A 25,837-nucleotide genomic window follows, 5' to 3' on the forward strand; every position below is an offset into this window, starting at 1 on the left:
TAAGATTAGATTAAAATCACTTTTAAGTTTTTTGAAATAACTTCACTAAGGACACCCATGCAATTTAAATTTCTGGATAACATCACAGGATTTGGCGATAAAGATTGGTCAAAGCAATGGATAATCGCTTGGTTTGTGGTTGGGGTCATCGCCCTATTTGTCGGCTTTTGGCAAACCACCGAACACACAGGGCTTGACTGGTTTTATCTTATCGTCTCCTACATCGGGCTTTTGTGCGTGGTCGGCTTGTCCTTTCGCAAAAACGTCATGGGCAACGGCTTTGGTATGCTTGCCACTATCGGCGAAGTGGTCGTGCAGGGCAGTCGTGGAGCGATTGGACTCATGCTTGCCCCACTCTTTAACTTTTTTACGCACGTTTGGGGCGTGATTTATTGGAAAAAGAACACGGACGCAGACGGCGATATGCTTGTGCAATCGGCAAATAAATATGTGTGGACAATTACCGTTTTATTTATCACTATTGGCATTTATTTATTTCCAATTATCAATGATTGGCTTACCACTCATAATTACGCCATTTATCAAGATGACGGCACTACCTTTATGGGGATTAGCTTTTATACCATTAACATTTTGGCATTTATTTTATCCGTTACCGCCCAAGCCACGATGATAATGCGATATTCTTTTAATTGGTATTTGTGGATTATTGTTAATATGGTTTGGCTTATTGTCAATATCATGACCGCCAATTATATTTTTGCTATTCAGACAATGGTTTATCAGGTTAATGCCATTGTTGGGTTATATGGGTGGTATCGGAGCGAAAAGATAAATAAAGCCGAAAATAAATAACCAAAAAGTCATTTAGCAGTCATTTAAAAATCTTAAATATTAAATCTTTATCATAGCAAACGATTGACAATATTTTTATCATGGGTTAAATTGCACTTTACAAGATGAAAAAGCACTATGGTTTCCGTTCGTGGTGAGCCATGCCTGCCCATAACGGTTTTCCTACCCGCAGGCATGGCTCAGGGTGAACGGTTTCCGTAGTAAAGTTTAATTTTGTTAGCTGTATTAACAATAAATTAACCCATTCTTTTAACAAGCCTAAAATAAAGACATTTTATGCACCCATTTAAATCGCAAAAACCTTTATCACTTTGGCTGTCCGAATATGCCGTCAGCCATCAAAATCCCACGAACAAACGCATTCATTATATCTGTGTGCCGATTATCTTTTTGACCATAGTCGCCCTGCTTTATCACATTTCTGTGTATCTGCTCGCAGTCGTTACGATAGGCGTGCTATGGTTTTATGTGCGATTGTCTTTGTCGTCCTTTGTTGCCATGCTTGCCTTTTATGGGCTGTGTCTTGGTATTGCCGTGTTTGCCCCTGTTGGTATTTGGTTTTGGGTTGGGGTGTTTGTGGTGGCGTGGATTGGGCAATTTGTCGGGCATAAGATCGAAGGGGCAAAGCCGTCATTTTTTGAAGATTTGCAATTTTTGCTGATTGGACCTTTGTGGGTGGCGTTTGCACTGCTTGGCAAAACACCCGCCCGACAATCATAACCCTAATTTTGTCATGGCTTTTTGCTGATAAAATGATTATAATCATTTTATCAATAATGACGACTACACCCAATAAACTTTAAAATTACTACAAACACAATGATTTGTGGATGTAGGGGCGTGTTGCGTACGCCTATAAAAATTGGCATGTTATCAAAGGACGTGCTCAGCACGTCCCTACAAAGCCTGTGGTAAATATTAAGTTTGTTAGGTGTAAGTGTTTGATTTAGCAAGGGCGAATGTGATTCGCCCCTACAACCCATTTAATCACATTCCATTTACCCACATTGACACGATGTTAAGGACTTATCATGACCCAACTGACCGACGCCCAAATCGCCAGTAACGCCCTGGCGACCATCGCCCCCATCAGTGACATCGCCCACAAACTCGGGCTGTCCGACGACGACATTGAACACTACGGCAAATACAAAGCCAAAATCCGACACACCCCGACCACTGACCGCCAAGGCAAGCTCATCTTAGTGACCGCCATCAACCCCACGCCTGCTGGCGAAGGCAAAACCACGCTCGCCATCGGGCTGGGCGATGCATTAACCGCACTCGGTGAGCGTGCCGTGCTTGCCCTTCGTGAGCCATCGCTCGGTCCTGTGTTCGGCATCAAAGGCGGAGCGACAGGGGGCGGTCAGGCACAGGTCGTCCCCATGGAAGACATCAACCTGCATTTTACGGGTGATTTTCACGCCATCACCAGTGCCAATAACCTACTGTCCGCCTTGATTGATAACCACATTCATCACGGCAATGAGCTGGGCATCAACCCCAAAAAAGTGCTGTGGCGACGTGCCTTGGACATGAACGACCGCTTTCTTCGTCACATCATGGGTGGCATGGGCAAACCCAGTGATGGCGTGATTCGCCCTGATGGTTTTGACATTACCGTGGCGTCTGAGATTATGGCGGTGTTTTGCCTAGCACGGGATTTGGACGACCTAAAAGAGCGACTGGGCAACATGATGGTCGCTTACCGCTTTGATAATACGCCCGTGTTCGCCAAAGATTTGCACGCCCAAGGAGCGATGACCGCCCTACTCAAAACCGCTTTTGCCCCCAACCTAGTTCAAACCATGGCAGGCACGCCCACACTCATTCATGGCGGGCCTTTTGCCAACATTGCCCATGGCTGTAACTCGGTCGTGGCGACACGACTCGGGCTGGCACTGGGCGACTATGTGGTGACCGAAGCAGGCTTTGGGGCGGATTTGGGGGCGGAGAAGTTTTGTAACATCAAATGCCGACTGGCAGAGCTTCGCCCCGATGCAGTCGTGGTCGTGGCAACCGTGCGTGCCTTAAAATACAATGGCGGGGTCGCCAAAGATGACTTGACTGGCGAGAATCTCTCCGCTCTGTCCCAAGGACTGCCCAACCTACTAAAACACATCGACAACATGAAATCCGCCTTTGGTCTGCCTGTGGTGGTCGCCATCAACCGCTTTGTCAGCGACAGCGATGCCGAACTTGCCCTAATAGAACAAGCCTGTCATGACAAGGGTGTGGCGGTATCACTGTGTGATGTCTGGGCAAAAGGCGGGCAAGGCGGTCTTGACCTTGCCCAAAAAGTCATCGATGCCACGCACGCCCCCAACCACTTCACTCTGACCTACGATGATAACGCCAGTGTCAGCGATAAAATCACCGCCATCGCCACGACCATCTATGGGGCGGACGGTGTGTCACTTAGTGCCAAAGCCTTATCTGACATCAAAGCCATTGACAAATTAGGCTTATCACACCTGCCCATCTGCATGGCAAAAACCCAATACTCGCTCTCTGATGACACCAAAGCCCTAGGCAGACCCACAGATTTTACCATCAGCGTGCGTGAAATTACCATCTCGCACGGGGCTGGGTTTTTGGTCGCACTCTGTGGCGACATCATGAAAATGCCTGGACTGCCCAAAGCCCCTGCGTCCATGAGCATTGATGTGGTTGATGGGGAGATTGTGGGGCTGTTTTAGACAACCAAGAATCCATTTGATGATTAATATCGGCTATGGAAAAACCTGCCATAGCCGATATGCCAGATCGGCAGTTGTTTTTTAGTTTTTTATTTCTTATGCTGTTCTGATTTTTGGGTGAGCTTCACTCTTGTGTCCGCCCACGCTTGCTCCATTTTTTGTTTATATGCTTGCCAATCATCATCGCTTTGGTTGGGCTGTTTGTGGCTATCAGGGTTTTGTTGGGACGTTTCTTGTGGCATTAATTCTTGCGATGTTAATTCTTGGGGTATTAATGGTACATTGTCCGATATGTCATTTTGATGGTTATTGTCGCTCATTTTATCATTATTACTGTTATCATCACCGCTCTTATCATCATGATTGATTGGCTTACTATTAATTAACTTTTCGTTTTTATCAGTATGATTGATTTGCTTGTCGTTAATTAATTTTTCGTCTTTATCAACATAACTGTTTTGGCTTTCATCAATATCATGCATAGATGCCGTGATTTTATCATTGACAGTCGTTTTTGTTATTATTTGCTCTGATGGTTTGCTTTTTGCGACCGCTACCGAACGCTGTCCATGTTGATAAAACAGCCTTGCCCCCAAACACATCCATAAAACAGCCCCAATCACAAACATAATGAAATCGGCATTTTGCACCCCGTCTTTGGTTGTTACTATGATAACAAGCCACACCAAATCCAACAACGCCATAATCATAATGATGGATAAGACATTGATACGGCTAAGCTGTTTTTTGGGCAATAGAAATATCGGACTGACCAGCCAATAAACCGCCAGTAAGGGAAAAATAAAATTAACACTTAACCATAATCCAAACATTTTTACCTATATGAAATTTAAATTAATGATTATTTAAACCAATTTTTCATTTTTACTGATTGGCAAATTATCATCACTTTATCTCACAAAAAACTGAATATATGCTTCTTTATCATCATATACTTCTAAGGTTTTACTATAAAAATGACATTTATTATTTTTATCAGGATAAAAGGCTTCTACATCATCGGTCTCATAAATGATATTTGGATTTTGGGTTAGCTGATGATTTAATTTGACGATATTATCAATTTAATTGCTTAACGCCTTGATGAAATTCAGAATTAGCACCAAATAATAATTGAATGTACAATAAAAATTGGCGGATTTTATTTTCTTTAAATTTATAATCAACCGTAATTTTTATATCTTTACAACCGCTAAATTCATTTTGAAGGCTTGGTTCGGGGGATAATTTTTCAAGATAAATGATGTGTTTGTGTTTGGCAAGCGTTTGGATTTGATTGATTTTAATAGAATAATTATCTCCGCCTGCAAAACTTAGCGATGAAAATAGGCTTATCGCCGATATTCCCAATACGCCAACTACCTTTTTAAAAATCGTTACGCTAAATCTGCCCATTTGTCCTTATCCTTAAACATACATTCATCAAACACCACGCACGAGCCACATTTTGGCGAGCGAGCCATGCAGGTATAACGCCCATGCAAAATCAGATAATGATGAGCGTCCACCAGATATTTGGCAGGAATGCGTGTCATGAGAGCCTTTTCTACCGCCAGCACCGTTTTGCCTGTGGCAAGTCCCGTGCGATTGCCTACCCGAAAAATGTGCGTATCTACCGCCATGACAGGCTCGCCAAAGGCGGTGTTTAGCACGACATTGGCGGTCTTTCGTCCCACACCTGCCAACGCTTCTAGCTCGGCTCGGGTGCGTGGCACTTGTCCGCCATGCTTGTCTAGCAGGTCTTGGCAGGTCTTGATGACGTTGGTCGCTTTTGAGTTGTACAGCCCGATTGAGTTGATATAACTCTTTAAGCCGTCCAGCCCCAAATCCAAAATCGCCTGCGGGGTGTTTGCCACAGGAAATAGGCGAGCGGTGGCGATGTTCACGCTTTTGTCGGTGGCTTGGGCGGAGAGCATGACAGCGATGAGTAGCTCAAAATCGGACGAGTAGTTCAGCTCAGTTACAGGCTCTTTGATATGCTCGGACAGCTTGGCAAAGAACCGCTCACGCTTGTCGGCATTCATCGGGCGAGACGCTGGCGTGTCGGCAGTTTTGGCGGTGGCAAGTTTCGTTTTTGTGGTTTTGGCGGTCATGGCAGGGGGCTAGACAAAATGGGTATTGGCGATTATTATACCACAATTACACCGACCGTTATTTTAAAAATCTCAATATCGTTTTTATATCTTGCTTATGATTTATTTATACCATACGCCATTATCAAATATTATCTTGGATAATTTAACACCGCTTGATAAAAAAAAATCATTGCCAATCATCGCCATGCTCATTTAATGCACTTTTGCCAAAACAATCATTTACCCATACCCATTTATGATAAAAAAGACAATGGCAAACCCTTTATAAAAAATATCCCCAATCTGCATTTTAATCAATCTCATTGCCAAACTGATTATGCCCTAATATATAGTTTAACCATTCAAAATATCGGCGTGGATATTGAAAACACCAATCGTCATGTAAATAAAAACGCCCTTGCCAAACGTTATTTTCATGATGATGAATATTACGCTTGGCAACAAAGTCAAGATGATAAATTGTGGTTTGTCTATTGGACGATTAAAGAAGCGGTATTAAAAGCACATGGTCTGGGCATTCGTCTGCCATTACATGAATTAAAGGCAGTGTTTATGACGGATGATAGTGGGTATGTATGTCATGATGGGATTGGGAAATTTTATTTTAAAAATATCTGGGTGGACGAATGCGTGATAACGGTGGCATATCCATTTGATTTTGGGGCAGTTGGGATTGTTGGGGTGTAGGTTTTTGGGTTTTGGTTTTTAAAAGGGGTGTGTTGTAGGGATATACTATACATATCTAATTTTAAAAGTTACTATAAATTTCTGATATGTGGACGTAGGGGCGTGCTCAGCACGCCCCTACAAAGCCTGCAGTAAATATTAAAAACACAAATCTATTTCTTCAAATCTCATAAAACCTATCCTGTTCCCACAATGCAGGATTATTACTGATGTATTCTGAAATCATTTGATAAGATTGTTCATTTCTAATAATATGCTCATAATAGTTTTTCTGCCAAACCGAATGATTAAATATATGTTTTAATTGACTGCTCACGCTTGATTTGTAGCCACGAACAATAGAACCTATGGTATTGGATTGACTGATAAATTTATCTTGATGAATATTTGGTAATTGCTCTTTTATTTCTATAATGGCGTGCATATGATTTGGCATGATGATAAAATCATGTAATTGAATATTTCGTCTTTTATTTTGATTATCCAGCCAAGTATCATGAGCGATTTTTCCACAATCATTTAATATCATTTGATTATCTATGATATGACCAAATAAATGCAATCGGTTAATACAACAAATGGTAATAAAATAATAACCATGATTGGTGTAATCATAATATTGTAGGCGAATGGTTTGCCTATTTTGAGAATGTGTCATTTTGTTGAAATTATTGGATTGTGGGTATTATCGGGCGTGTAGAGCCAGCCCCTACCATACGACTTAGTACACACCTTTAATAATATGCCAGTTTTTCATTTCTCTTTATCATCATCTTCCCATTGTATAAGCCGTCTTACAATTTTGCCAAATAGCGTATCCTTTTTATAATCGCCTTTTTTATTTTTATCATGAATCGGCATATCGGTCAAAATAAACAACGCTTCATAAATGCTACTCACCGCATAAATATGAAACTCGCCACGCTCTACCGCCCCTACGATGTTATCAGGGAGCATGAGTTGTCCGATGTTGGTTTTTGGGATAATCACGCCTTGCTCGCCTGTTAGTCCACGCTCAAAGCAAGCGTCAAAAAAGCCGATGATTTTTTCGTTCACACCGCCAATCGCCTGAGCGTCCCCAAGCTGATTCATGGAGCCTGTGATTGCAAGTGATTGATTTATCGGCACATTTGCAAGGGCGGACAGTAGCACGGCACATTCGGCAAGGGTGGCACTGTCGCCGTCAATGTGGGCGTAACTTTGCTCAAAGGCAAGGCTTGCTGAGAAGTTCAGTTCGGCAAATTGGCTAAATAATGAGCGTAAAAAGCTCGTCATGATGAGCATTCCCTTGGCGTGCAGACTTCCGCCAAGCTCCACGTCTCGCTCTATGTCTAGGATTTCGCCTGTGCCAAACTTGGGGGCGATGAGTGCGGTCAAGCGGGCAGGCAAACCAAATTCGCTGTCGGCATAGGCAATCACGGTCAAGGCGTTGATTTGCCCGACCACTTTTCCTGTGGTATTGATAAGCTGTTGTCCGTTTTGAATCTCTTGCCAATACAGTTCTTTTAAATAACCTTTTCGCTCTTTGATGTCGTCTAAGGCATTTTGGACGTGGGTTTTATTGACGGTTTTTGGGCTATTTTTATTATCAGTATCATCAGAATGATTTAAATAAAACTGCCGTGCCGATTCTACCACAAGTTGTAATAATCTGTCTCTATGAAAATCCAATTTGTCTTTATCATCGGCATAGACGGACAATTCGTCCAATATCGCCCCAAAGGCGGTATTATCAAATGTGGGTAATGCTTGTTTTTTTATCATGTCGGCGATTTTGCCAATAATAAATAATTCGCTGTCGTGATTGCGTGGCAAAGTATCATTAAAATCGGCTCGGATTTTAAATAGGTTGTTAAATTCAGGTTCAAATTCTAACAATTCATAATATAAATCAGGCTCGCCCAATAATATCACCTTGACGGATAATGGCGTGCTATCAGGCGATAAAGATACCGAGCCTGTTAGAGTTAGCATTTGTTCTAGGCTTGATATGCTAAGAGATTTTGATTGTAAGGCTCGCTTTAATCCTTGCCACGCATAGGGGTGTTCTAATAACGATGACGCTTCTAATAACAAATATCCGCCATTGGCTTTATGCAATGCCCCTGCCCGTATCATGCTTGCGTCTGTCAAAATCGTGCCAAGCTGAGTGACGTATTCAATATGCCCCAAAAGATTGGGGTGGGTCGGCATATCTTCAAAGACAATGGGCGAACCGCTATTTGGCGTATGGCTGACCGCCACATTGACATAATAGCGATTGGGGATATTTGCCGTTTTTACCATAAAGTCTTCATCATGCTCTACGATAAATAGGATATTTTCCATGATGTCTTTTTGATATTCGGTTAAATATTGACTGATTTTTTTATCGTGTTTATTGCCATATTTTTTTAAAATAGGTGTAAATAATGGTGTGATGATTTTGATTAACAAAGTTTCGTGAAGTTCATCTATTTTTTGATTGACTTCATCATCTAAATTGTCCAATTCTATGTTTATTTTGGTTAATTTTTTTTGTAATTTATCAAGGGCGGTATTGTTAATGGGTTTTTTGTCGTCAATGGGCGTAAATATCGCTTTTTGGTCGGCAGAATGAAGTAGGGTCAAATTATGACTTTTGGCGGTGGCGTTGATTTCATCAAGCAATTGCCTTTCTTGTTTTTGGGCGGATTGCTTAATGGCGGTAATGCTGTTTTGGTAGCTGATGCTATTAAATTTGGCGATGATTTTTTTATATAATTCATGCCAAAGTTTGTGCATATCTTTGGCAAAAATCGCCCCTTGACCGCTTGGTAGGGTAAGTGCAATCGGGTGGCGGGGTGCGTCAAAATTATGCACATAAACCAAGTCGGGCGGGGTCGGCTCGTGTTTGGCACGTTCGGCAAGCAGACGGGTGATGAGCGTGCGTTTGCCTAGCCCGTTTTCGCCCACGGCAAAGACGTGGTAGCCGTTGGCTTTGATGTCAAGGGCGGTCTGTATGGCATTGACAGCTCGGCGTTGCCCAAAGTGGTGCGGTGTGGGGCTTGCGTGCGTGCTGTCGGGTGGTAGGGCGTGGGTGTCGGTGTAGCGTTTTAGGGCGGTGTGGGGCAGGCGGTAGGGGGCGAATTGGTCGGTCATTGTTGTTATTAAAATATGAAAAAGGGATATTTTAACAGATTAAAACGTGATAAAATAGGGGATTTACAAATTGGCGGTGTTTTTCCGTTCGCCCTGAGCTTGTCGAAGGGTGTATAGCAAAAAGCCGTTAAAATCAACTTAAACAACCCAATTATTATTTATAAAAACATGACTTATCATAAAATATCCGCCCATGCCGATGAATTTGCTCATGAATTAGAGCGTGTCTCCGATAAGCTAAATTTAACATTTAGTGAAGTACAAATAAAGCAACTGCTCGGCTATTTGGATAATCTTCTGCTTTGGACAAAAGCGTATAATCTCACCGCCATTACCGCCCCAAAAGAGGCGTTTATCAAGCATATTTTGGACTGTTTGGCGATTGTGGCGGATTTACCGTTTGCCGATAAATCAGGCGTAAGCGTGCTTGACATTGGCACGGGGGCAGGGTTGCCGTCTGTGATTATCGCCATTATGCGACCTGATTGGCACGTTACCGCCCTTGATAGCAATGGCAAAAAGGTGCGGTTTATCCGTCAAATGGTGGGCGAGTTGGGACTTGCCAACGTCAATCCTGTGGCAAGTCGCATTGAGGGCTTTGACGGGGCGTTTGATGTCATCACGTCTCGGGCGTTTGCCAGCCTTGATGATTTTGTCAATCTTGCCAAGCCTTATTTGAAGGCGGACGGTGTGCTGTACGCCATGAAAGGCAAAGCACCAACAAGCGAGGATGTGGTAAATTTGACAGATTGGCAAATTGAAGTCAAACCCATTAACGTGCCACAAATGAGCGATGAGCGGTGTGTGGTGTATTTGACGCATTAAAGTTATTTTAAAAATTAGGTAGTAGTCTAAAAAGTATGCTGAACTAGGTTTTCCGTTCACCCTGAGCTTGTCGAAGGGTAGGAAAACCGTTATGGTTCGACAAGCTCACCACGAACGGTTTTCCTTGTAGCATACTTTTTGAACCAGAGCCAAAAATTAAAATGTATACTTCACTCTCAACTTAAAACGGTAACTTATTGATTATCTAATAATTATTTTTGGGATTGTAGGGGCGAATTGCAATTCGCCCTTGATAAATCAATCACTTGTGTAAAGTTGAGAATGGGGTAATGTATGGGTAATTTGCCCTAATCTAACAAATTGATAGTAAAGGTATTTTATGGAAATTATCGCAATCGCCAACCAAAAAGGCGGTGTCGCCAAAACCACAACGGCGGTTAATCTGGCAAGTGCGTTGGCACTTATCGGCAAAAAGCGTGTGCTACTCATTGACCTTGACGCACAAGGTAACGCCACAACCAGTCTGGGGCTTGACAAAAATGAGCTTGATTATACGGTGGCGGACGTGTTGCTTGATGACGTGCCACTGGTCAAAACCATTATGGCAAGTCAGCACCTTGATGTGGTGGGGGCAAACCGTGATTTGGCAGGGATTGATGTATCGCTTGCGGACGTGGCGGATGCACCGCTTTTATTAAAAAACGCCCTACAAAACGCCAAACTGGACTATGACTATGTCATCATGGACTGTGCCCCAAGCCTAAGTATGCTGACCGTGAACGCCCTTGTCGCCACAGACGGCGTGATTATCCCCATGCAGTGCGAGTATTTTGCCCTAGAAGGCATTGCTGATTTGATAGATACGATTGAAAAGCTCACTCAAATCAACCCCAAACTGCACATTCGTGGCGTGGTGCGGACGATGTATGACGGGCGAAGTACGCTTGCTCAAGATGTGTCGACGGAGCTTGAAAATTATTTTGGCGAAAAATTGTACAAAACCGTCATTCCAAGAAGTATCCGATTGGCAGAAGCTCCGAGTTTTGGCAAGTCCATTTTTGAGTACGAAAAGTCGTCCAAAGGGGCTATCGCTTATCATCAGCTTATGAATGAAGTGTTGGGACAGCCGTAACTACACAATCGGCTTTCTGCGATAAAACAAAATCCCTGGAATCGACAGCCCCAACACCAATGCCGAGATGACAAAAATCGCTTCAAAAAAGTACGTCATCATCAGTACAAACAGCTCCATACTAAACCCAAAATACCCTATCTGCACCATACTCACCATTGCCTTATACGCCACGATACCCGGCATGAGAAAAATCACGCTCGGCACGATGAGTGCTTTTGGCGGTAGCCCATGTCGCTGAGCAAAATACACCCCCAAAAAGCTCGGCAACATCGCCCCAAAAAATGTCGCCACCGCCAGATGACTCCCCACCGCCAACAGCCCTGTTTTGGTAACATAACCCAATGCCGTCATGACAAGGCATAGCCCGACATAACGTCTCGGTAGCGTAAACATCAAGCACCACCCCAGCGTAATCACGCAAGACAGCCCCACATTCGTCAGTAGCGTTAGCACAGTCATCACAGCCCCCAATGCGGTATGCGTAACAAAATCAAGGCGATAACAATCCCCACACACGCCGATAACGTCAGCATGGTCGCAAACATCCACCGCCCTACCCCCATGTTGATATACCCCTTTAAAATGTCCGATAAGGCGTTAATGATAGGAAAGCTCGGCACCAGTAACAGCACGCTAGACGCCACCGCCACATCGGCATTGACCCCAAGCTCTAAAAAGTACGCCACCGCCCCAAGCAAAGTCGCCACAAAGGCGGTAATAATAACCACCACAAAAGGGTTAAAATGATGAGCGGACAGATACATACGGGTGCGTATGGCACAAAAACCTGCCACGAGCGTTACTAGCGAGATAGCCAAGCCACCGCCGTTGAGATAAGCAAAACAGGCACAGGACATACCCACAAAAAATGCCATGAGCGTGTTGGGATATGTGGTGCGGTCGATGTTGTCCAGTCGCTTTTCGGTATGGGTAACGGCGTGTTCGTCTCGTCCGCCTGCTTGTCTTTGACGTTCGACATCTAGGACAATCTGCTGAATCTGCACCAAGATACTCACATTAATCCCTTGATGAACGGTGTTGCGTACGGTGGTGATACAATGCCCGTTATACAGCGTGGTGAGTGTAATGGCATTAAAAGACAGTCCGCATTCCACGCCCCCAACGCCCAACGCCACGCCCAAACGTTTGGTCAAATCCACCACAACCACTGACTCCGCCCCATACTGCATGAGCAACAACGCACAGCGAACGCACAGGCGAGTGATTCGCTGTTGCTCTTCGTGCGACAGATAGGGCAGTTTTTTGGGCATCACATCGGACATGGCAGGGATAACGGCAAATGGCTAAGAATAAGGTGATTATTGTAATCCAAAATGGACGAAAAATACAGTATGAACTCGCCTAATAAAAAACGCACTTGATATCATCAAATGCGTTTTTGATAAGTCTTATCAATTACAACTTAGAAGTCAGCTCAGGCACTGCCACTTGATAATCCGCTTCTAAGAAATAATCCGCCACGCTCGCAATCGGAGCTTCTGGGTCGGTGTTAATCGCCACAATGGTCTTAGAGTCTTTCATACCTGCTAGGTGCTGAATCGCCCCTGAGATACCCACGGCAATGTACAGATTAGGGGCAACGATTTTGCCAGTTTGACCCACTTGCAAATCATTGGGTACAAAACCTGCGTCCACCGCCGCACGGCTAGCACCCATGGCAGCACCGAGTTTATCCGCCAGTGGCTCGATGTATTTGGTAAAGTTCTCGCCACTTGCCAATGCTCGTCCGCCTGATACCACGATATTGGCAGATGTTAGCTCTGGACGGTCAGATTTGGCAAGCTCTTCACCCACAAAGCTTGATTTGCCACTATCACCGCCCACGCTCACGCTCTCAACGCTTGCACTACCGCCTGTGGCAGGTGCCGAGTCAAACGCTGTACCACGCACGCTTAGCACGATTTTATCTTCTGCCGATTGTACGGTTGCTGTGGCGTTACCTGCATAGATAGGACGTTCAAAAGTCTTGGCATCAATCACTGCCGTGATGTCTGATACCATGCTCACATCAAGCAAGGCGGACACTCGTGGCAAAAAGTTCTTACCTGTTGTTGTTGCAGGGGCAATGATGTGGCTATAATTACCGGCAAGCTCCACCACCAATGGGGCGACATTTTCGGCAAGCTGATTGGCAAAGGCAGGGTTGTCAGCAAGTAGCACTTTACTCACGCCTGATACTTGGGCGACACTGTCGGCAACGGCTTGGGCGTTTGAGCCTGCCACTAATACATGAATGTCGCTGTCAATTTGACTGGCGGCGGTGATTGTGGCAAGGGTTGCCGATTTTAATTCTTGGTTGTCGTGTTCAGCATAAACTAATACGGTCATGGTTGTATCCTTTTTATCTTTACAATAGTCAAATAAATGGTCAAATTAATTTGGGAGATGTAAGGGCAAATCACATTTGCCCTAATTTGGACTTATGGGTGAATAAATCACCCCTACATTTCCACCTTTTAATTAATTTTGAAATTACTTTAAATTACCTTCGCTTCGTTTTTAAGTTTATCAATCAACTCATCAACGCTCGCCACTTTTACGCCTGCACTGCGTTCGGCAGGGGCTTTGACTTTTAATGTGGTCAGTTTAGATGTCATGTCCACACCAAAATCGGCAGGAGTCTTGGTGTCTAGTGGCTTTTTCTTGGCAGCCATGATGTTAGGCAGTTTTGGAAAGCGTGGTTCGTTAAGACGCAAATCTGTGGTAACGACCGCAGGCAGTGGCAAATTCACGGTTTGCAAACCACCGTCAATCTCACGAGTTACTTTGACCGCACCGCCTTCTACCACCACTTCGGACGCAAAAGTACCTTGACCGACATTCATGAGTGCCGCCAGCATTTGCCCTGTTTGGTTATTATCATCATCAATGGCTTGCTTGCCGAGTAGGATAAGCTCTGCCCCTTCGGCTTCTGCTACGCCTTTTAGAATTTTGGCGACTTGCAAAGGATATGCTTTTTCGTCTGTTTCCACCAAAATCGCACGGTCAGCACCCAATGCCAATGCCGAACGCAGTTGTTCTTGCGATTGGCTGGTGCCGATAGATACGGCGATAATCTCGCTTGCCACGCCTTTTTCCTTTAAGCGAACCGCTTCTTCAATGGCAATTTCACAAAATGGGTTTACGCTCATCTTGGCGTTGGTCAAGTCCACGCCAGACTCATCTGCTTTAACACGCACTTTGACGTTGTGGTCAACAACACGCTTGACGGCAACTAATACTTTCATGGTTACTCCGTTTTTTGGGTTTTAAAAATTTAATAAAAATATATCACATTTATCAGCTTTATGCCATGCTAGATTGTCTAAAATTTACAAATTTTGGTCAAATACTTAACGTGAATGAGCAGTCATTTTTATTTTTGGTGGTTTGGATAATAAGCAATGGCATTCTTTTAAAAATCCAATCATAGGGCAAATTGCAATTTACCCCTACACGCTTTTCCGAAATACATTGCCATAAAATAACAAAAACAAAAACAAAAACAAAAAAGCACCCAAATTACTTTGAGTGCTTAGCCAATGATATTGGCAATTAGATTTTTTCAATCTCTTCGGCTTGTGGGCCTTTTTTGCCTTCGCCTAGAATGAACGCCACTTTTTGACCTTCGGCTAGGGTTTTAAAACCAGAACCAGTAATGGCACTGTAATGGGCAAATACATCTTGACCGCCTGCATCTTGGGCGATAAAACCAAAACCTTTGGCTTCATTGAACCATTTAACGGTACCAGTAACTTTGTTTGACATGAGAGTTTTCCTTGAAAATGGGGAAATAATGGCAAAATGCCGTGAAAATATTTATGTTGCCAAAACCGCAAAATAAGTTAAAGATACGACGCTTAAACTCTACATCAAACCGTTAAGCTACCTTAATGGTTCAGTAATAAATCTAACATACGCCCTGATACCAGCACTCGTCCGCAAGTTATCAAAGTCGTTTTTTCGCACAAAGGCGAGTAAAACACAATATATGGTACATAAACTATGGTAAATAAATACCATACGACTATTATAACAAAATTTTACCAAAAAAGGGGATTTATTTTTATAAATTTTACAAAAAAGATAAATTGGTGTAGGGCAAAGCAAGCATACCCACACAAAGCACGGCAAACACAAGGGCGAACGACTGTGAATAGGTAAGATATTTGCGTGGAAAGATGATATCCTTTGGGTCATCGGGCAGGTCATCGCCGATGAATTTCGCCCCTTTTATCCAGCTTAGTAGCGAATACACGCCATAAACCACAGGCACGCTCATCAGCACCCCGTCAAATTCCAAAAAGTACAACGCCAGTCCCGACACAATAAGCCATGATGACGTTAAAATGCTAATAACGACAAAGGGGGTATTTTGGGGCAATTTGCCACCGTTACGGGCAACCCACGCCGACTCCACCCAAATCAAAATGGCAATGATGAGACTTGCCAAAATATACAAAATGGCAAAATCGGACAAACTGTTTAAAAAATGGTGAATATTATAAGCTATCATTAAAAATAAATCTGCACAAATGTGCTATTATACGCTGATTGGGGCGTACTGGCAAGACATGAAAAAACAACCGCCCAAAGGACGGTCATTTTTATTTAAAAAAGAAAACCTAAATCAGTTTTTCTCTTTATCAATGATTTTGTTGCCACCAATCCATGGCATCATCGCACGAAGTTTCGCCCCAGTTTTTTCAATTTCATGCTCGGCAGTGTTACGGCGACGGGCAGTCATTGACGGATAGTTTAGCTGACCTTCGGCAATGAACATCTTGGCATATTCGCCTGATTGAATGCGTTTTAGGGCGTTACGCATGGCCGCGCGGGATTGCTCATTGATGACTTCAACACCTGTTACGTATTCGCCATATTCTGCGTTGTTAGAGATTGAGTAGTTCATATCGGCAATACCGCCTTCATACATCAAATCAACGATGAGTTTTAGTTCATGCAAACACTCAAAGTACGCCATTTCAGGAGCATAACCAGCTTCAACCAAAGTCTCAAAGCCCATTTTAACCAGCTCTACCGCACCACCACAAAGAACGGCTTGTTCACCAAACAAATCGGTTTCGGTCTCATCTTTAAAACTGGTCTCAATGATGCCAGAGCGACCACCACCCACGCCAGCAGCATAAGACAGAGCTACTTGCTTGGCATTGCCTGACGCATCACGCCAAATGGCAATCAAGTCAGGGATACCACCGCCTTTGACAAATTCAGAACGGACAGTATGACCGGGGGCTTTTGGGGCAACCATAATCACATCTAAGTCTTTGCGTGGCACAATTTGGTTATAGTGAATGGCAAAACCGTGAGCAAAGGCAAGTGTTGCCCCTTGTTTGATGTTTGGTTCAATGTCATTTTCGTACAATTGCTTTTGAAATTCATCTGGGGTCAAAATCATCACCACGTCCGCACCAGCAACAGCGTCGGCAGTTTCGGCAACGTTTAGACCAGCGTTCTCGGCTTTTTTCCAAGAAGCAGAGCCAGCACGAAGGCCTACGGTTACATCAACGCCAGAATCTTTTAGGTTTAGGGCGTGGGCGTGACCTTGTGAGCCGTAGCCGATAATGGCAACTTTTTTGCCTTGAATGATAGACAAATCACAATCTTTGTCATAATAGATATTTAAGCTCATACGAGTTTCCTTAAAATAATGCCCGTAATTTAAGGGCGTGGGTTAATTAAAAACTTATTCTGTTTAGATAATTATTGACTTTTTTATCAAAAGAAAAAATTACGCTATTATCAATGATGCGATAAGCAATTAATAAGCAATCCATAGAAGTTTCTTTAAAAATTGATAAGGATTTTAGGATAACTGACTTATTTTCACTTTCAATCACATCATTTTCAAATAGTATCAAAAGTTTATCAGCAATCAATGCTCCGTCAATTTTATAAACGCTTTGTAATACGTGAATGACTTCATAAATGACGGCATTTAAACAAATCACATCATTATCATCAATGATTTGCTTGGCTTGTTGGCTTAATATATCGTGGTCTTGCAATAAAAAACGCAACAAAATATTTGTATCAATCAATGCCATATTTTTTCCTGATTGCCATCTCTACCGCTTGTTCTTCTTTTGGCATTAAGTCAGAATTCGCAAATTGTGCCAACCCCCCTGCAAAATCGGATTTTTTGGTTGGTTGTGATACAAATTGATGTAAGGGCATTAAATGCACCTGCTCATCTTTGACAATGACTTGTAGTTGTTTTTCATCTTTGATGTATGCCTGCACCATTGGCGGTAGGCTGGCAAGCTCTATAATCATTTTTATCTCCTTAAATCATTTTAGTAGATAATCAATACTAATCATCTATCATGATTAACGGCTCATAATGTCGCTCTACATCAGCAGATACCACGCCCCACGCAGACAAACGCACACGAGCTTGATGAAAGTCGAAGGCTTCTTTGTTCACAAATTCTTCATAAACCCAAAACTTATCGACATCGCTGTTGTCTTGTGTGATTTGAAATATCAAACAACCACTTTCTTGACGTGTTAAGTCAATGTGTTTTTTAAGTTCATCTAAAATAACTTGCCGATTGGTTTTAGGAATGATGATATGACCTTTTAAGACAACTTTTGCCATCACAAAGAAAGCGTCCGCTCGCCCCGTGCAATACCAATCACGCCAGAGCGTACCACTTCTAGGATTTTATCTCGTCCGATGACATCAATAAAACCGTCTAGCTTGCCTGCATCCCCTGTGATAAGAATGGTATAAAGATTTGCCGATACGTCCACGATTTGGGCGCGGAATATGTCCGCCGTACGATAGACTTCTTCACGGTACACCCCTGTCGCTCGCACTTTGATGAGCATAAGCTCACGCTCAATCTGACTACCGCCAGAGACTTCCGATAGGTTTTGGACTTTGACCACTTCAATGAGTTTATGAAGCTGTTTGGTAATCTGCTCAATCTTATCGGCAGTGGTAATCGTGGTCAGGGTAAGCCGTGATAACGTGGGGTCTTCGGTGGCGGCGACGTTTAGCGTATCAATGTTATAGCCACGCTGACTAAACAGCCCAACCACACGAGACAGCGAGCCTGCTTCGTTTTCCATCAGTACCGAAATCAGATGTTTTTGTAACTGTGCCATTAGGTACGCTCTCCTTTTGATAACCACATATCACGCATGGACTGCCCTGCCACTTGCATGGGATAGACGTGCTCACTTCTGTCCACATACACATCAATAAATACCAAACCGTCCATTTCTAGGGCTTGTTTTAGCTCCTCCTCCATAGTAGCAGGGTTGGTGATTTTTACGCCTTTATGTCCATAACTTTCTGCCAATTTGACAAAATCAGGCAATGACTGCATATACGACTGGGCGTGTCTGCCTTCATAAAGCATGTCTTGCCACTGCTTGACCATACCAAGCTGAGCGTTGTTTAAATTTAAAATCTTAACAGGCAAATTATACTGCAAGCACGTTGATAGCTCTTGGATATTCATCTGAATGGAGCCTTCGCCTGTGATACAAACGACCGTCTTTTCAGGACAAGCCAATTTTGCCGCCATGGCATAAGGCAGACCTACACCCATAGTACCAAGTCCGCCAGAGTTTAGCCATTGGCGTGGCTCGTCATATTTATAATAAAGGGCGGCGAACATTTGGTGCTGACCGACATCGGACGTGATAATCGCTTTACCGTCCGTGAGCTTGCACAGCGTTTCAACGACACGTTGTGGCATAATCGCATGGACAGGTGCGTCCGTGTCATCGCCATAACGCAAACCATGACGTTTACGCCATTCGTTGATTTGCGTCCACCAGTCGGCAAGGGCGTGTTCGTCTAGGCGTTTGTCGCTGGATTTGACAATATTTACCATTTCGGTCAAGACAGGTTTGACATCGCCCACGATAGGGATATGAGCGTTAATGGTTTTTGAGATAGACGTTGGGTCAATGTCAATATGGATAATGGTTGCGTTTGGGCAGAATTTTTTGACGTTGTTGGTAACACGGTCATCAAACCTTGCCCCCACCGCCAAAATAACGTCCGCATGGTGCATGGTCATGTTGGCTTCATAAGTGCCGTGCATACCGAGCATACCGACAAACTGCTCGCTCGTGGCAGGATATGCCCCTAGCCCCATGAGCGTGTTGGTAACGGGCAAGTTTAACAAATTGGCAAGTTCACGAAGTTCATCGCTTGCCCCGCCTTGCACCACGCCACCGCCAGAGTAGAGTACAGGGCGTTTGGCAGACAGTAGCAAATCCACCGCTTTTTTGATTTGACCGCTATGTCCTTTGGACGTTGGCTGATAAGAGCGAATGTGAATCTCGCTTGGCATAAAGTAGTCAAATTTATCGGCAGGGTTCGTCATATCCTTTGGAATATCCACCACCACAGGGCCAGGACGACCTGAGCTTGCGATAAAAAAGGCTTTTTTGATAATCGTGGGAATCTCGGCAGGGTTACGCACTTGAAAACTATGCTTGACCACAGGGCGAGACACGCCAATCATGTCGCATTCTTGAAAGGCATCATCGCCAATCAAGGTGCTTGGCACTTGCCCTGCCAGTACCACCATAGGAATAGAATCCATAAACGCTGTGGCAATGGCGGTTACGGTATTGGTAACGCCCGGCCCTGACGTGGCTAGCACCACGCCTGCACGTCCTGTAACACGGCTATAAGCGTCCGCCATGTGTCCTGCCGCCTGCTCATGGCGAACTAGGATATGCTCAATCTCGTCTTGCTTAAATAGGGCATCATAGATATGTAGCACCGCCCCACCAGGGTAGCCAAAAATATGGGTTACGCCTTCATCAATCAAGGCTTGTACCAACAACTCCGCCCCACTCATGGCAACAGTTTCGCCACGGGCAAGTTTGGCTTGATTTTCATGGAAATGTTTGGCAGCGTCTGCCGTCTGAGTATGCCCCGTCATGTTGGGGGCTTGGGTGGTTTGCTCTGTCATATCAATCCTTTTTCCCAAAATGGGGTTAAACAAACACAACTTACCAAAGACGTGGTACAAGGACTGACAAAGAGATGAGAATGTCGTCTTGCAGACCGGTAAGTCTTGTGCAATGTTAAATCGGTGTGAATAAACGGTAATCTATTCGCTTGGACTTAACAAACGTCTTTTTGATAAAGAACGCTGACTTCTATAACTAATTTTTATAAGTTAAAAAACTTTTGACAAATTTAGTTATTAAAATTAAGATTTGGCTATCTTACCCCAAAACATCTTTTTTGCCAATAGTTTTTTAAAGATTATTGTTAATTTTTTCAAATAACACCAAAATTTGTTCAAAAAGCGACAAATACCGCATTTATTCGCCTAATTGGTCTTGATTTTATCGTGGTTTTGTTGCAATATTAGCATTAATTTTTTGCCGATTTTGGATGGGCAATTCACACCGTCCAACAGTAAGGATTTTTTCATGAAACTTCATACCTTAACCGCCCTACTTCTTAGTGTTGTCACTTTTGGCATTACCGCCAATGCCAATACCACCATCTATGAGAGCATTGGCAAGCATGGCGAAGTGGTTTATAGCCAAATGCAACCAAAAAATACCACCAATTTTAAAGTTCACTCCATGCGTAATGATGGGCGTGTCGCTGATGCAGGTCAGCTGTCAGAACAAACCCAACAACAAGCAGCGCCATCACCCGAAGCTCAGCGTATTGCCGACCTAGAACAGCAAAATCAAGCCCTACAAAATCAAGAGCTTGCCAATCGCTGTCAGTCATTGCGTGCCAACTTTGCCAACCTAACCATCGGTGGTCGTATTTTTGAGACCAACGCCAATGGCGAGCGAGTCTACCTAAATGATCAAGAGATTAGCTCAAAACGTCAGCAACACCAACAACTGATTAATCAGTACTGCCAAGGTGTATAAGACACGTCATGCCACTCATGAGAAAAAACTCCACACTTGAGCGTGGAGTTTTTTATGGCTAGGGCGTGTCTGCCATTGATAACATTTTTATAAAATAAGATGAAAATTTAACACTTTAATCCATTTTTCATGGCAAAGACCAAAGGCAGGCACGCCCTAGATTTTTTGTTTGCGTAGTGTTGATGGCAAAATCCCCATCGCTTCACGATATTTGGTTACGGTTCGCCGTGAAATACTTACGCCCTGCTCTTCTAACACGCCAGTAATAGAAGCATCTGACAGTGGTTTTTTGGGGTTTTCGTTTTGAATCATGCTTTGGATTTGGGCGGAGATGGCAGTTGATGATATCTCGCCATCTTCACTGCCCACACCAGATGAGAAAAAGTACTTTAAGGGATACAAGCCCTGCGGGGTGAGCATGGTCTTATTGGTGGTCAGTCGTGAGACGGTGGACTCATGCAGTCCAATCTCATCGGCGACATTTTTTAGGGTCAAAGGAATCATCGCTTCCACACCCCGCTCCAAAAACCCCTGCTGGCGACGAACGATACAGCCTGCCACTTTAAGCAAATTTTGGTTACGCTCATCAATGCTGCGAATGAACAGACGGGCATCATTTAGCTTATCTTTGAGATAAATATTATCATCGCCATCATCGCCTTTTTTGATGAGACTGGCATATTCTTGGTTGATTTGCAAATTAGGGATAACTTCTTGGTTTAACACCACTCGCCATGCATCGGTGTCGGTGACATTAGCCAGTGACTTCTTGGCATATCTGCCTTTTGTCTCTTCTAAGGCAATGACTAGAATATCAGGAATATCAATACTTTGGTCGATACTGCCTTCATTTTTATAAAACTCAGATGCAGGCTCGGGGTTAAGACTGCGGATAATCGCCATCGCCCCTTTTATCTCAGCAGAGCTTAGGTCGGTGTCTTGCATGAGTGCCTTGATGTTGTTCGTCTCCAAATGAGTGGTCGCCCCAAGCACCATATAAGCTTCGTCGGCAAAAGGCAGATCAGGGTCATCTTTGGTCAGCTCGTCAAGTTGCAATCTTAGGCACTCGGGCAGATTTCTCGCCCCCACGCCTGTTGGCGAACACGCCTGAATGCGTTGCAACACCGAGACAATCTCAGGCGGGCTAATCGTCTCTTCCCACTGATAAAAATTGGCAAGGGTCGCCAAATTCTGATACAACTCATCCACACCCAGACGGATATAACCCATCTCATCCATGGCGTCCAGCAAATAATCCAAAATCAGCGACTCTTTGGCATTCATGGGACTAAAATTCATCTGAAAACGCACATGCTCTTGGATACTGGTGTGTGTCGCTCCCAAAAACTCATGCTCATCATCATGCCTACCTGCCACACCAAAATCACCATGATATTCAACATCAAAGGCATAGACATTATCCCAAGCTGTATCCATTGCTCCATCATCAAAACCAGACTCAGTCAGTTTATCATAGCTGTCGCCGTCAAAAGGTTCATCAAAATTATCTGTATTTGATTGATCGTTTTTTTGCCAACCATTATCTGTCCAGTCATCCAAAGTCAGCTCATCGCCGTCAAACTCCGTCTCAAAACTCTCATCAACCCGTTCAAGCAAAGGATTGCTGTCTAGCTTCATCTGCACTTCTTGCTCCAATTCAAGGTGCGACAAAGCCAGCAGACGGATTGCCTGTTGCATTTGTGGGGTGAGTTTTTGGGATTGGTTTAAGCCAACGCCCAAGCCAAATGAGAGACTCATGGGTGTACTACTGTCCTAATTGTTAAAATATCTACTAACTTTTAAATTTTACAACATTTTGGCATAATTTTTGCATAGATTTTGCCAAAAGGCGTAAATTTTACGACATAACACCCCAATAACGCCCATCATTGTTATTTTATAACTTATTTTCCTGCCTAAAATCTCATCACAACCCCATCCATCATGACCATCACGCCAACCATCAAGTCACCCCAAATTTGTCCAAAAGTTGCCTAGCTTGATAAATGGCTTTATAATAAATTCAACATCATGCACCAACAAGGACAACCATGCCAAAGATTGCCAACATTCAGCTAAATTCCCAAGATAACATTGATAACAACCTAGCCATTATCAAAAAGGCTGTCTCTACCGCCAAACAAAATGGGGCGGACTTGGTGGTTTTGCCTGAAAATGCGTGTGTCATGGGGTCGCAACGTGAGCTTGCCAGTCGTTTTGATGAGATGGTGGATTTTTATGCACGCCTTGCCCGTAATATGGACATTCATATCTTGGCAGGGACACTGCCCTGCCCCACTCGCCCCGATGGCACGCCCATAGACGGCAAATTAGACAGCAAATTTCGCCAATCCAGCCTACTGTTTGACAATACAGGCACACTCATCGCCCGCTACGACAAAATCCACTTGTTTCGGGCGTCGGTGGCGGACGGTGTGGGCAGTTATGATGAAGGTCGCACCTTTGAAGCAGGCGATACACCTGTCGTGGCTCACTGTGTGCTAGGCGGTGTGGCAGTTGGCATTGGCATGACCGTGTGTTTTGATGTGCGATTTCCCACGCTTTATCAAAAACTTAGAGACATGGGGGCGGACATCATCACTGTGCCGTCCGCCTTTACCCACACCACAGGTAAAGCTCATTGGCAATCCTTGCTAACCGCTCGCTCGCTTGATGGTCAATGCCTTATCATCGGCTCGGCACAAGGTGGCACGAACCATTTTACCCACAAGGGCAAACCCCAAACCCGCCAAACGTGGGGGCATGGCATGATAGTGAACGCCAACGGGCAAATCGTCAGCAGTACAGACACGACAGACGGTGGCGATTTTACAATCATTTATGCTGATTTTGATAAAGGTGAGCAGAATGATATCCGCAAAAACATGCCGATATTTGAATGTCGGGTGGAGTTATAATTAGGACTTTTTGGCGGTCGCCCTAGGATGTGTCTTGTCATAAACCTTGGTCAGCGACCCAAAGTCCACATGGGTATAAATCTGCGTGGTGCTAAGATTGCTATGCCCCAACAGCTCCTGCACCGCACGCAAATCACCACTAGATGACAACAGGTGCGACGCAAAACTATGCCGAAGCAAATGTGGGTGCAAACTCTGGGCGATGCCTGCCCGAGTGGCACACAGCGACAGACGAAGTTGTATCGCACGCTCGCTTAGCCTTTTGCCGTGTCGCTCACTGATGAACAACGCCTTGACGGTACTGGTAGGCGTGATGTCATCAGGCTTGGCAATTTTGGCGACTTTTTTGGCTTGCCATAATGTACGATAAGGCAGGTAGGCATTGATGGCTTGTATTGCCTTGGTGCCGACAGGGACGACACGCATTTTTTTGCCTTTGCCCAGCACCCTAACCGATTTGGCAGTCAAATCCACATCCGCCACATCAAGCGATGCCAGCTCCGCCAAACGCAGACCGCTACTGTACATCAGCTCAAACATCGCCTTATCTCGCACCCACAAATCCGCCTGCTCGGGGTCATCAAGTGGGGCTTGCTCCAACAGCTGTGTCATCAAATCCACATCCAACACCACAGGCAAGGGCTTGGGGGCAGATTTTAGGCGATAACCGATGGTCGGGTTGCAGATACTCACTTTGCTGTCTGTTGTCCGCTCCTGCTCCTTGATGGCAAACTGATAAAACCGCTTGATGGCAGAAATGTCCCGTTTGACACTCACTGTCTGCACCCTATCCTGCTCCAACCGTGTCACGACATACCACTCCAAATCCTTGGGGCGACAGTCCTGCCAGTCCACGCCATAACGCCCCAAAAACTCGCCAAAGCGGTGCATGCTCGCCCGATACGCCGACAGCGTGTGGGGCGAATAATTCTGCCCTGTCAGTGACGACAGCCAACACTCTATCGCTGATAGCAGAGTCTGAGCCGTGGCTTGTCTTGGGCCTGTATCATGGCTAATGGGCATGTCATGAGCCTGCTCTATTTGCTTGGCTGGGCTTGACAGATGAGTGTTACTGGATGATTGGGCGGAGTGGGTTTGGTTTAAAATGGCGGACAATCTCATGGCTATGGCTATTATTGGATAAATGCTAGATAAGTGTTGGATAAATATCGGGCAAATTATTGGGGTGGATTTGGTAAATTAACCCCACTCTCAACTTTATGCAAGCGATCGATTTATCAAGGGCGAATGTAATTCGCCCCTACAATATTAAAAATAATTTCCTAAAAATCAATAAGTTACCATTTTAAGCTGAGAATGAAGTAAATTAGCAAAATTAGATTAGGGGTTTGAGAGCAACCACACCTAACGCACTTAATATTTACTACGAGTTTGTAGGGATGTGCTTTCCACATTCTTTAATGCTGTCATTTTTATGGGCGTGCACAGCACGCCCCTACATCCAAACATCATTGCGTTTGTATTAGGGCGTGCCTACCATTGATAACATTTTTATAAAATAAGATGAAAATTTAACGCTTTTATCAATTTTTGCATGAAAAATGGCTATCCGACCACTTAATTTGGAAGGTTAAGTTAAAATTTTAAAATTTACATGGTTAAGTGGTCGGATTGTTTTTCTTCGTCAAAAGCTTGTTTGAT

Annotated in this window: 27 protein-coding genes; 8 read left to right on the top strand and 19 right to left on the bottom strand. The window is 44.1% G+C overall.

The features are described 5' to 3' along the window. The first annotated feature begins 57 nt into the window (after window positions 1-57). The 3 genes from pnuC (at window position 58) to B5J94_RS05875 (ending at window position 3,515) form a co-directional block, all read left to right on the top strand. Window positions 58-816, top strand: coding sequence for a nicotinamide riboside transporter PnuC (gene pnuC / locus B5J94_RS05865; RefSeq protein WP_062498134.1), 759 nt, complete (start codon window positions 58-60; stop codon window positions 814-816). A gap of 276 nt (window positions 817-1,092) precedes the next feature. Continuing rightward, on the top strand, window positions 1,093-1,536 hold the full coding sequence (locus tag B5J94_RS05870; protein WP_062498132.1) for an Mpo1 family 2-hydroxy fatty acid dioxygenase: 444 nt from the start codon (window positions 1,093-1,095) through the stop codon (window positions 1,534-1,536). Between the two features lie 311 nt (window positions 1,537-1,847). Continuing rightward, window positions 1,848-3,515 carry a formate--tetrahydrofolate ligase gene (locus B5J94_RS05875; protein ID WP_062498130.1) on the top strand — a complete coding sequence of 556 codons (1,668 nt, stop codon included), beginning with the start codon at window positions 1,848-1,850 and terminating at the stop codon, window positions 3,513-3,515. Between the two features lie 89 nt (window positions 3,516-3,604). Here the strand turns inward: B5J94_RS05875 and B5J94_RS05880 are convergent, their stop codons facing one another. The 3 genes from B5J94_RS05880 to nth form a co-directional block, all read right to left on the bottom strand. Then, entirely contained in the window at window positions 3,605-4,348 is a 744-nt protein-coding gene (locus B5J94_RS05880; protein WP_062498129.1) for a Frag1/DRAM/Sfk1 family protein, read from the bottom strand. A gap of 247 nt (window positions 4,349-4,595) precedes the next feature. Next, entirely contained in the window at window positions 4,596-4,931 is a 336-nt protein-coding gene (locus B5J94_RS05885; protein ID WP_079363997.1) for a hypothetical protein, read from the bottom strand. Continuing rightward, on the bottom strand, window positions 4,913-5,560 hold the full coding sequence (gene nth, locus B5J94_RS05890; protein ID WP_062498163.1) for an endonuclease III: 648 nt from the start codon (window positions 5,558-5,560) through the stop codon (window positions 4,913-4,915). Before nth ends, B5J94_RS05885 begins: the two co-directional genes overlap by 19 nt. A gap of 267 nt (window positions 5,561-5,827) precedes the next feature. On the opposite strand from nth, the gene B5J94_RS05895 reads away from it, so the two are divergent. Continuing rightward, window positions 5,828-6,319, top strand: a complete 492-nt coding sequence (locus B5J94_RS05895; RefSeq protein ID WP_062498127.1) for a 4'-phosphopantetheinyl transferase family protein — start codon at window positions 5,828-5,830, stop codon at window positions 6,317-6,319. 160 nt (window positions 6,320-6,479) lie between these two features. Here B5J94_RS05895 and B5J94_RS05900 read toward each other — a convergent pair whose 3' ends face one another. Further along, window positions 6,480-6,977, bottom strand: a complete 498-nt coding sequence (locus tag B5J94_RS05900; protein ID WP_062498126.1) for a transposase — start codon at window positions 6,975-6,977, stop codon at window positions 6,480-6,482. A gap of 95 nt (window positions 6,978-7,072) precedes the next feature. Next, window positions 7,073-9,439 (bottom strand): Lon protease family protein, encoded by a 2,367-nt coding sequence (locus B5J94_RS05905; RefSeq protein WP_062498124.1) that lies wholly within the window; start codon window positions 9,437-9,439, stop codon window positions 7,073-7,075. Between the two features lie 168 nt (window positions 9,440-9,607). Between B5J94_RS05905 and rsmG the strand changes: the two genes are divergently transcribed. Together rsmG and B5J94_RS05915 are read left to right on the top strand one after the other, a co-directional pair. Further along, complete coding sequence (gene rsmG, locus B5J94_RS05910) at window positions 9,608-10,264, top strand: 16S rRNA (guanine(527)-N(7))-methyltransferase RsmG (protein ID WP_062498121.1); 657 nt, start codon at window positions 9,608-9,610, stop codon at window positions 10,262-10,264. Window positions 10,265-10,604: 340 nt separating this feature from the next. Continuing rightward, entirely contained in the window at window positions 10,605-11,357 is a 753-nt protein-coding gene (locus B5J94_RS05915; RefSeq protein WP_062498119.1) for a ParA family protein, read from the top strand. On the opposite strand, the gene B5J94_RS05920 is transcribed toward B5J94_RS05915, so the two are convergent. The 12 genes from B5J94_RS05920 to B5J94_RS05975 form a co-directional block, all read right to left on the bottom strand. Continuing rightward, window positions 11,358-11,819, bottom strand: a complete 462-nt coding sequence (locus B5J94_RS05920; protein ID WP_062498117.1) for a threonine/serine exporter family protein — start codon at window positions 11,817-11,819, stop codon at window positions 11,358-11,360. Continuing rightward, the gene (locus B5J94_RS05925; protein ID WP_062498115.1) at window positions 11,819-12,643 is read right to left on the bottom strand and encodes a threonine/serine exporter family protein; all 825 of its coding nucleotides are present in this window, start codon (window positions 12,641-12,643) and stop codon (window positions 11,819-11,821) included. Before B5J94_RS05925 ends, B5J94_RS05920 begins: the two co-directional genes overlap by 1 nt. A 133-nt stretch (window positions 12,644-12,776) precedes the next feature. Beyond that, complete coding sequence (locus B5J94_RS05930) at window positions 12,777-13,709, bottom strand: electron transfer flavoprotein subunit alpha/FixB family protein (RefSeq protein ID WP_062498113.1); 933 nt, start codon at window positions 13,707-13,709, stop codon at window positions 12,777-12,779. A gap of 149 nt (window positions 13,710-13,858) precedes the next feature. Next, entirely contained in the window at window positions 13,859-14,608 is a 750-nt protein-coding gene (locus tag B5J94_RS05935) for an electron transfer flavoprotein subunit beta/FixA family protein (protein ID WP_062498111.1), read from the bottom strand. A 307-nt stretch (window positions 14,609-14,915) separates the two neighbouring features. After that, window positions 14,916-15,128, bottom strand: coding sequence for a cold-shock protein (locus B5J94_RS05940; protein ID WP_062498109.1), 213 nt, complete (start codon window positions 15,126-15,128; stop codon window positions 14,916-14,918). Window positions 15,129-15,435: 307 nt separating this feature from the next. Then, window positions 15,436-15,840, bottom strand: a complete 405-nt coding sequence (locus tag B5J94_RS05945) for a hypothetical protein (protein ID WP_143821915.1) — start codon at window positions 15,838-15,840, stop codon at window positions 15,436-15,438. A 150-nt stretch (window positions 15,841-15,990) separates the two neighbouring features. Beyond that, window positions 15,991-17,013: a ketol-acid reductoisomerase gene (ilvC, locus tag B5J94_RS05950; protein WP_062498104.1), complete on the bottom strand. Its 1,023-nt coding sequence runs from the start codon at window positions 17,011-17,013 to the stop codon at window positions 15,991-15,993. 46 nt (window positions 17,014-17,059) lie between these two features. Beyond that, the gene (locus B5J94_RS05955) at window positions 17,060-17,428 is read right to left on the bottom strand and encodes a PIN domain-containing protein (RefSeq protein ID WP_062498101.1); all 369 of its coding nucleotides are present in this window, start codon (window positions 17,426-17,428) and stop codon (window positions 17,060-17,062) included. Beyond that, the gene (locus B5J94_RS05960; RefSeq protein ID WP_062498099.1) at window positions 17,415-17,657 is read right to left on the bottom strand and encodes a hypothetical protein; all 243 of its coding nucleotides are present in this window, start codon (window positions 17,655-17,657) and stop codon (window positions 17,415-17,417) included. The genes B5J94_RS05955 and B5J94_RS05960 overlap by 14 nt, the downstream gene beginning before the upstream one ends. Before the next feature lie 37 nt (window positions 17,658-17,694). Next, on the bottom strand, window positions 17,695-17,982 hold the full coding sequence (locus tag B5J94_RS05965) for a putative quinol monooxygenase (protein WP_062498097.1): 288 nt from the start codon (window positions 17,980-17,982) through the stop codon (window positions 17,695-17,697). Further along, window positions 17,982-18,494, bottom strand: a complete 513-nt coding sequence (ilvN, locus tag B5J94_RS05970) for an acetolactate synthase small subunit (protein WP_062498095.1) — start codon at window positions 18,492-18,494, stop codon at window positions 17,982-17,984. Before ilvN ends, B5J94_RS05965 begins: the two co-directional genes overlap by 1 nt. Further along, on the bottom strand, window positions 18,494-20,212 hold the full coding sequence (locus B5J94_RS05975; RefSeq protein WP_228144537.1) for an acetolactate synthase 3 large subunit: 1,719 nt from the start codon (window positions 20,210-20,212) through the stop codon (window positions 18,494-18,496). Before B5J94_RS05975 ends, ilvN begins: the two co-directional genes overlap by 1 nt. Before the next feature lie 583 nt (window positions 20,213-20,795). Here B5J94_RS05975 and B5J94_RS05980 point away from each other — a divergent pair. Then, the gene (locus B5J94_RS05980) at window positions 20,796-21,257 is read left to right on the top strand and encodes a hypothetical protein (RefSeq protein ID WP_062498091.1); all 462 of its coding nucleotides are present in this window, start codon (window positions 20,796-20,798) and stop codon (window positions 21,255-21,257) included. Between the two features lie 156 nt (window positions 21,258-21,413). Here B5J94_RS05980 and rpoN read toward each other — a convergent pair whose 3' ends face one another. Then, window positions 21,414-23,015: an RNA polymerase factor sigma-54 gene (gene rpoN, locus B5J94_RS05985; RefSeq protein WP_062498089.1), complete on the bottom strand. Its 1,602-nt coding sequence runs from the start codon at window positions 23,013-23,015 to the stop codon at window positions 21,414-21,416. A gap of 293 nt (window positions 23,016-23,308) precedes the next feature. Between rpoN and B5J94_RS05990 the strand changes: the two genes are divergently transcribed. Continuing rightward, window positions 23,309-24,175 (top strand): nitrilase-related carbon-nitrogen hydrolase, encoded by an 867-nt coding sequence (locus B5J94_RS05990; protein ID WP_062498087.1) that lies wholly within the window; start codon window positions 23,309-23,311, stop codon window positions 24,173-24,175. Here the strand turns inward: B5J94_RS05990 and B5J94_RS05995 are convergent, their stop codons facing one another. Then, complete coding sequence (locus B5J94_RS05995) at window positions 24,176-25,297, bottom strand: tyrosine recombinase XerC (protein ID WP_228144536.1); 1,122 nt, start codon at window positions 25,295-25,297, stop codon at window positions 24,176-24,178. It abuts the gene before it with no gap. Between the last annotated feature and the right edge of the window lie 540 nt (window positions 25,298-25,837).

This window comes from Moraxella lacunata (assembly GCF_002027545.1).
Classification (GTDB): Bacteria; Pseudomonadota; Gammaproteobacteria; order Pseudomonadales; family Moraxellaceae; genus Moraxella; species Moraxella lacunata.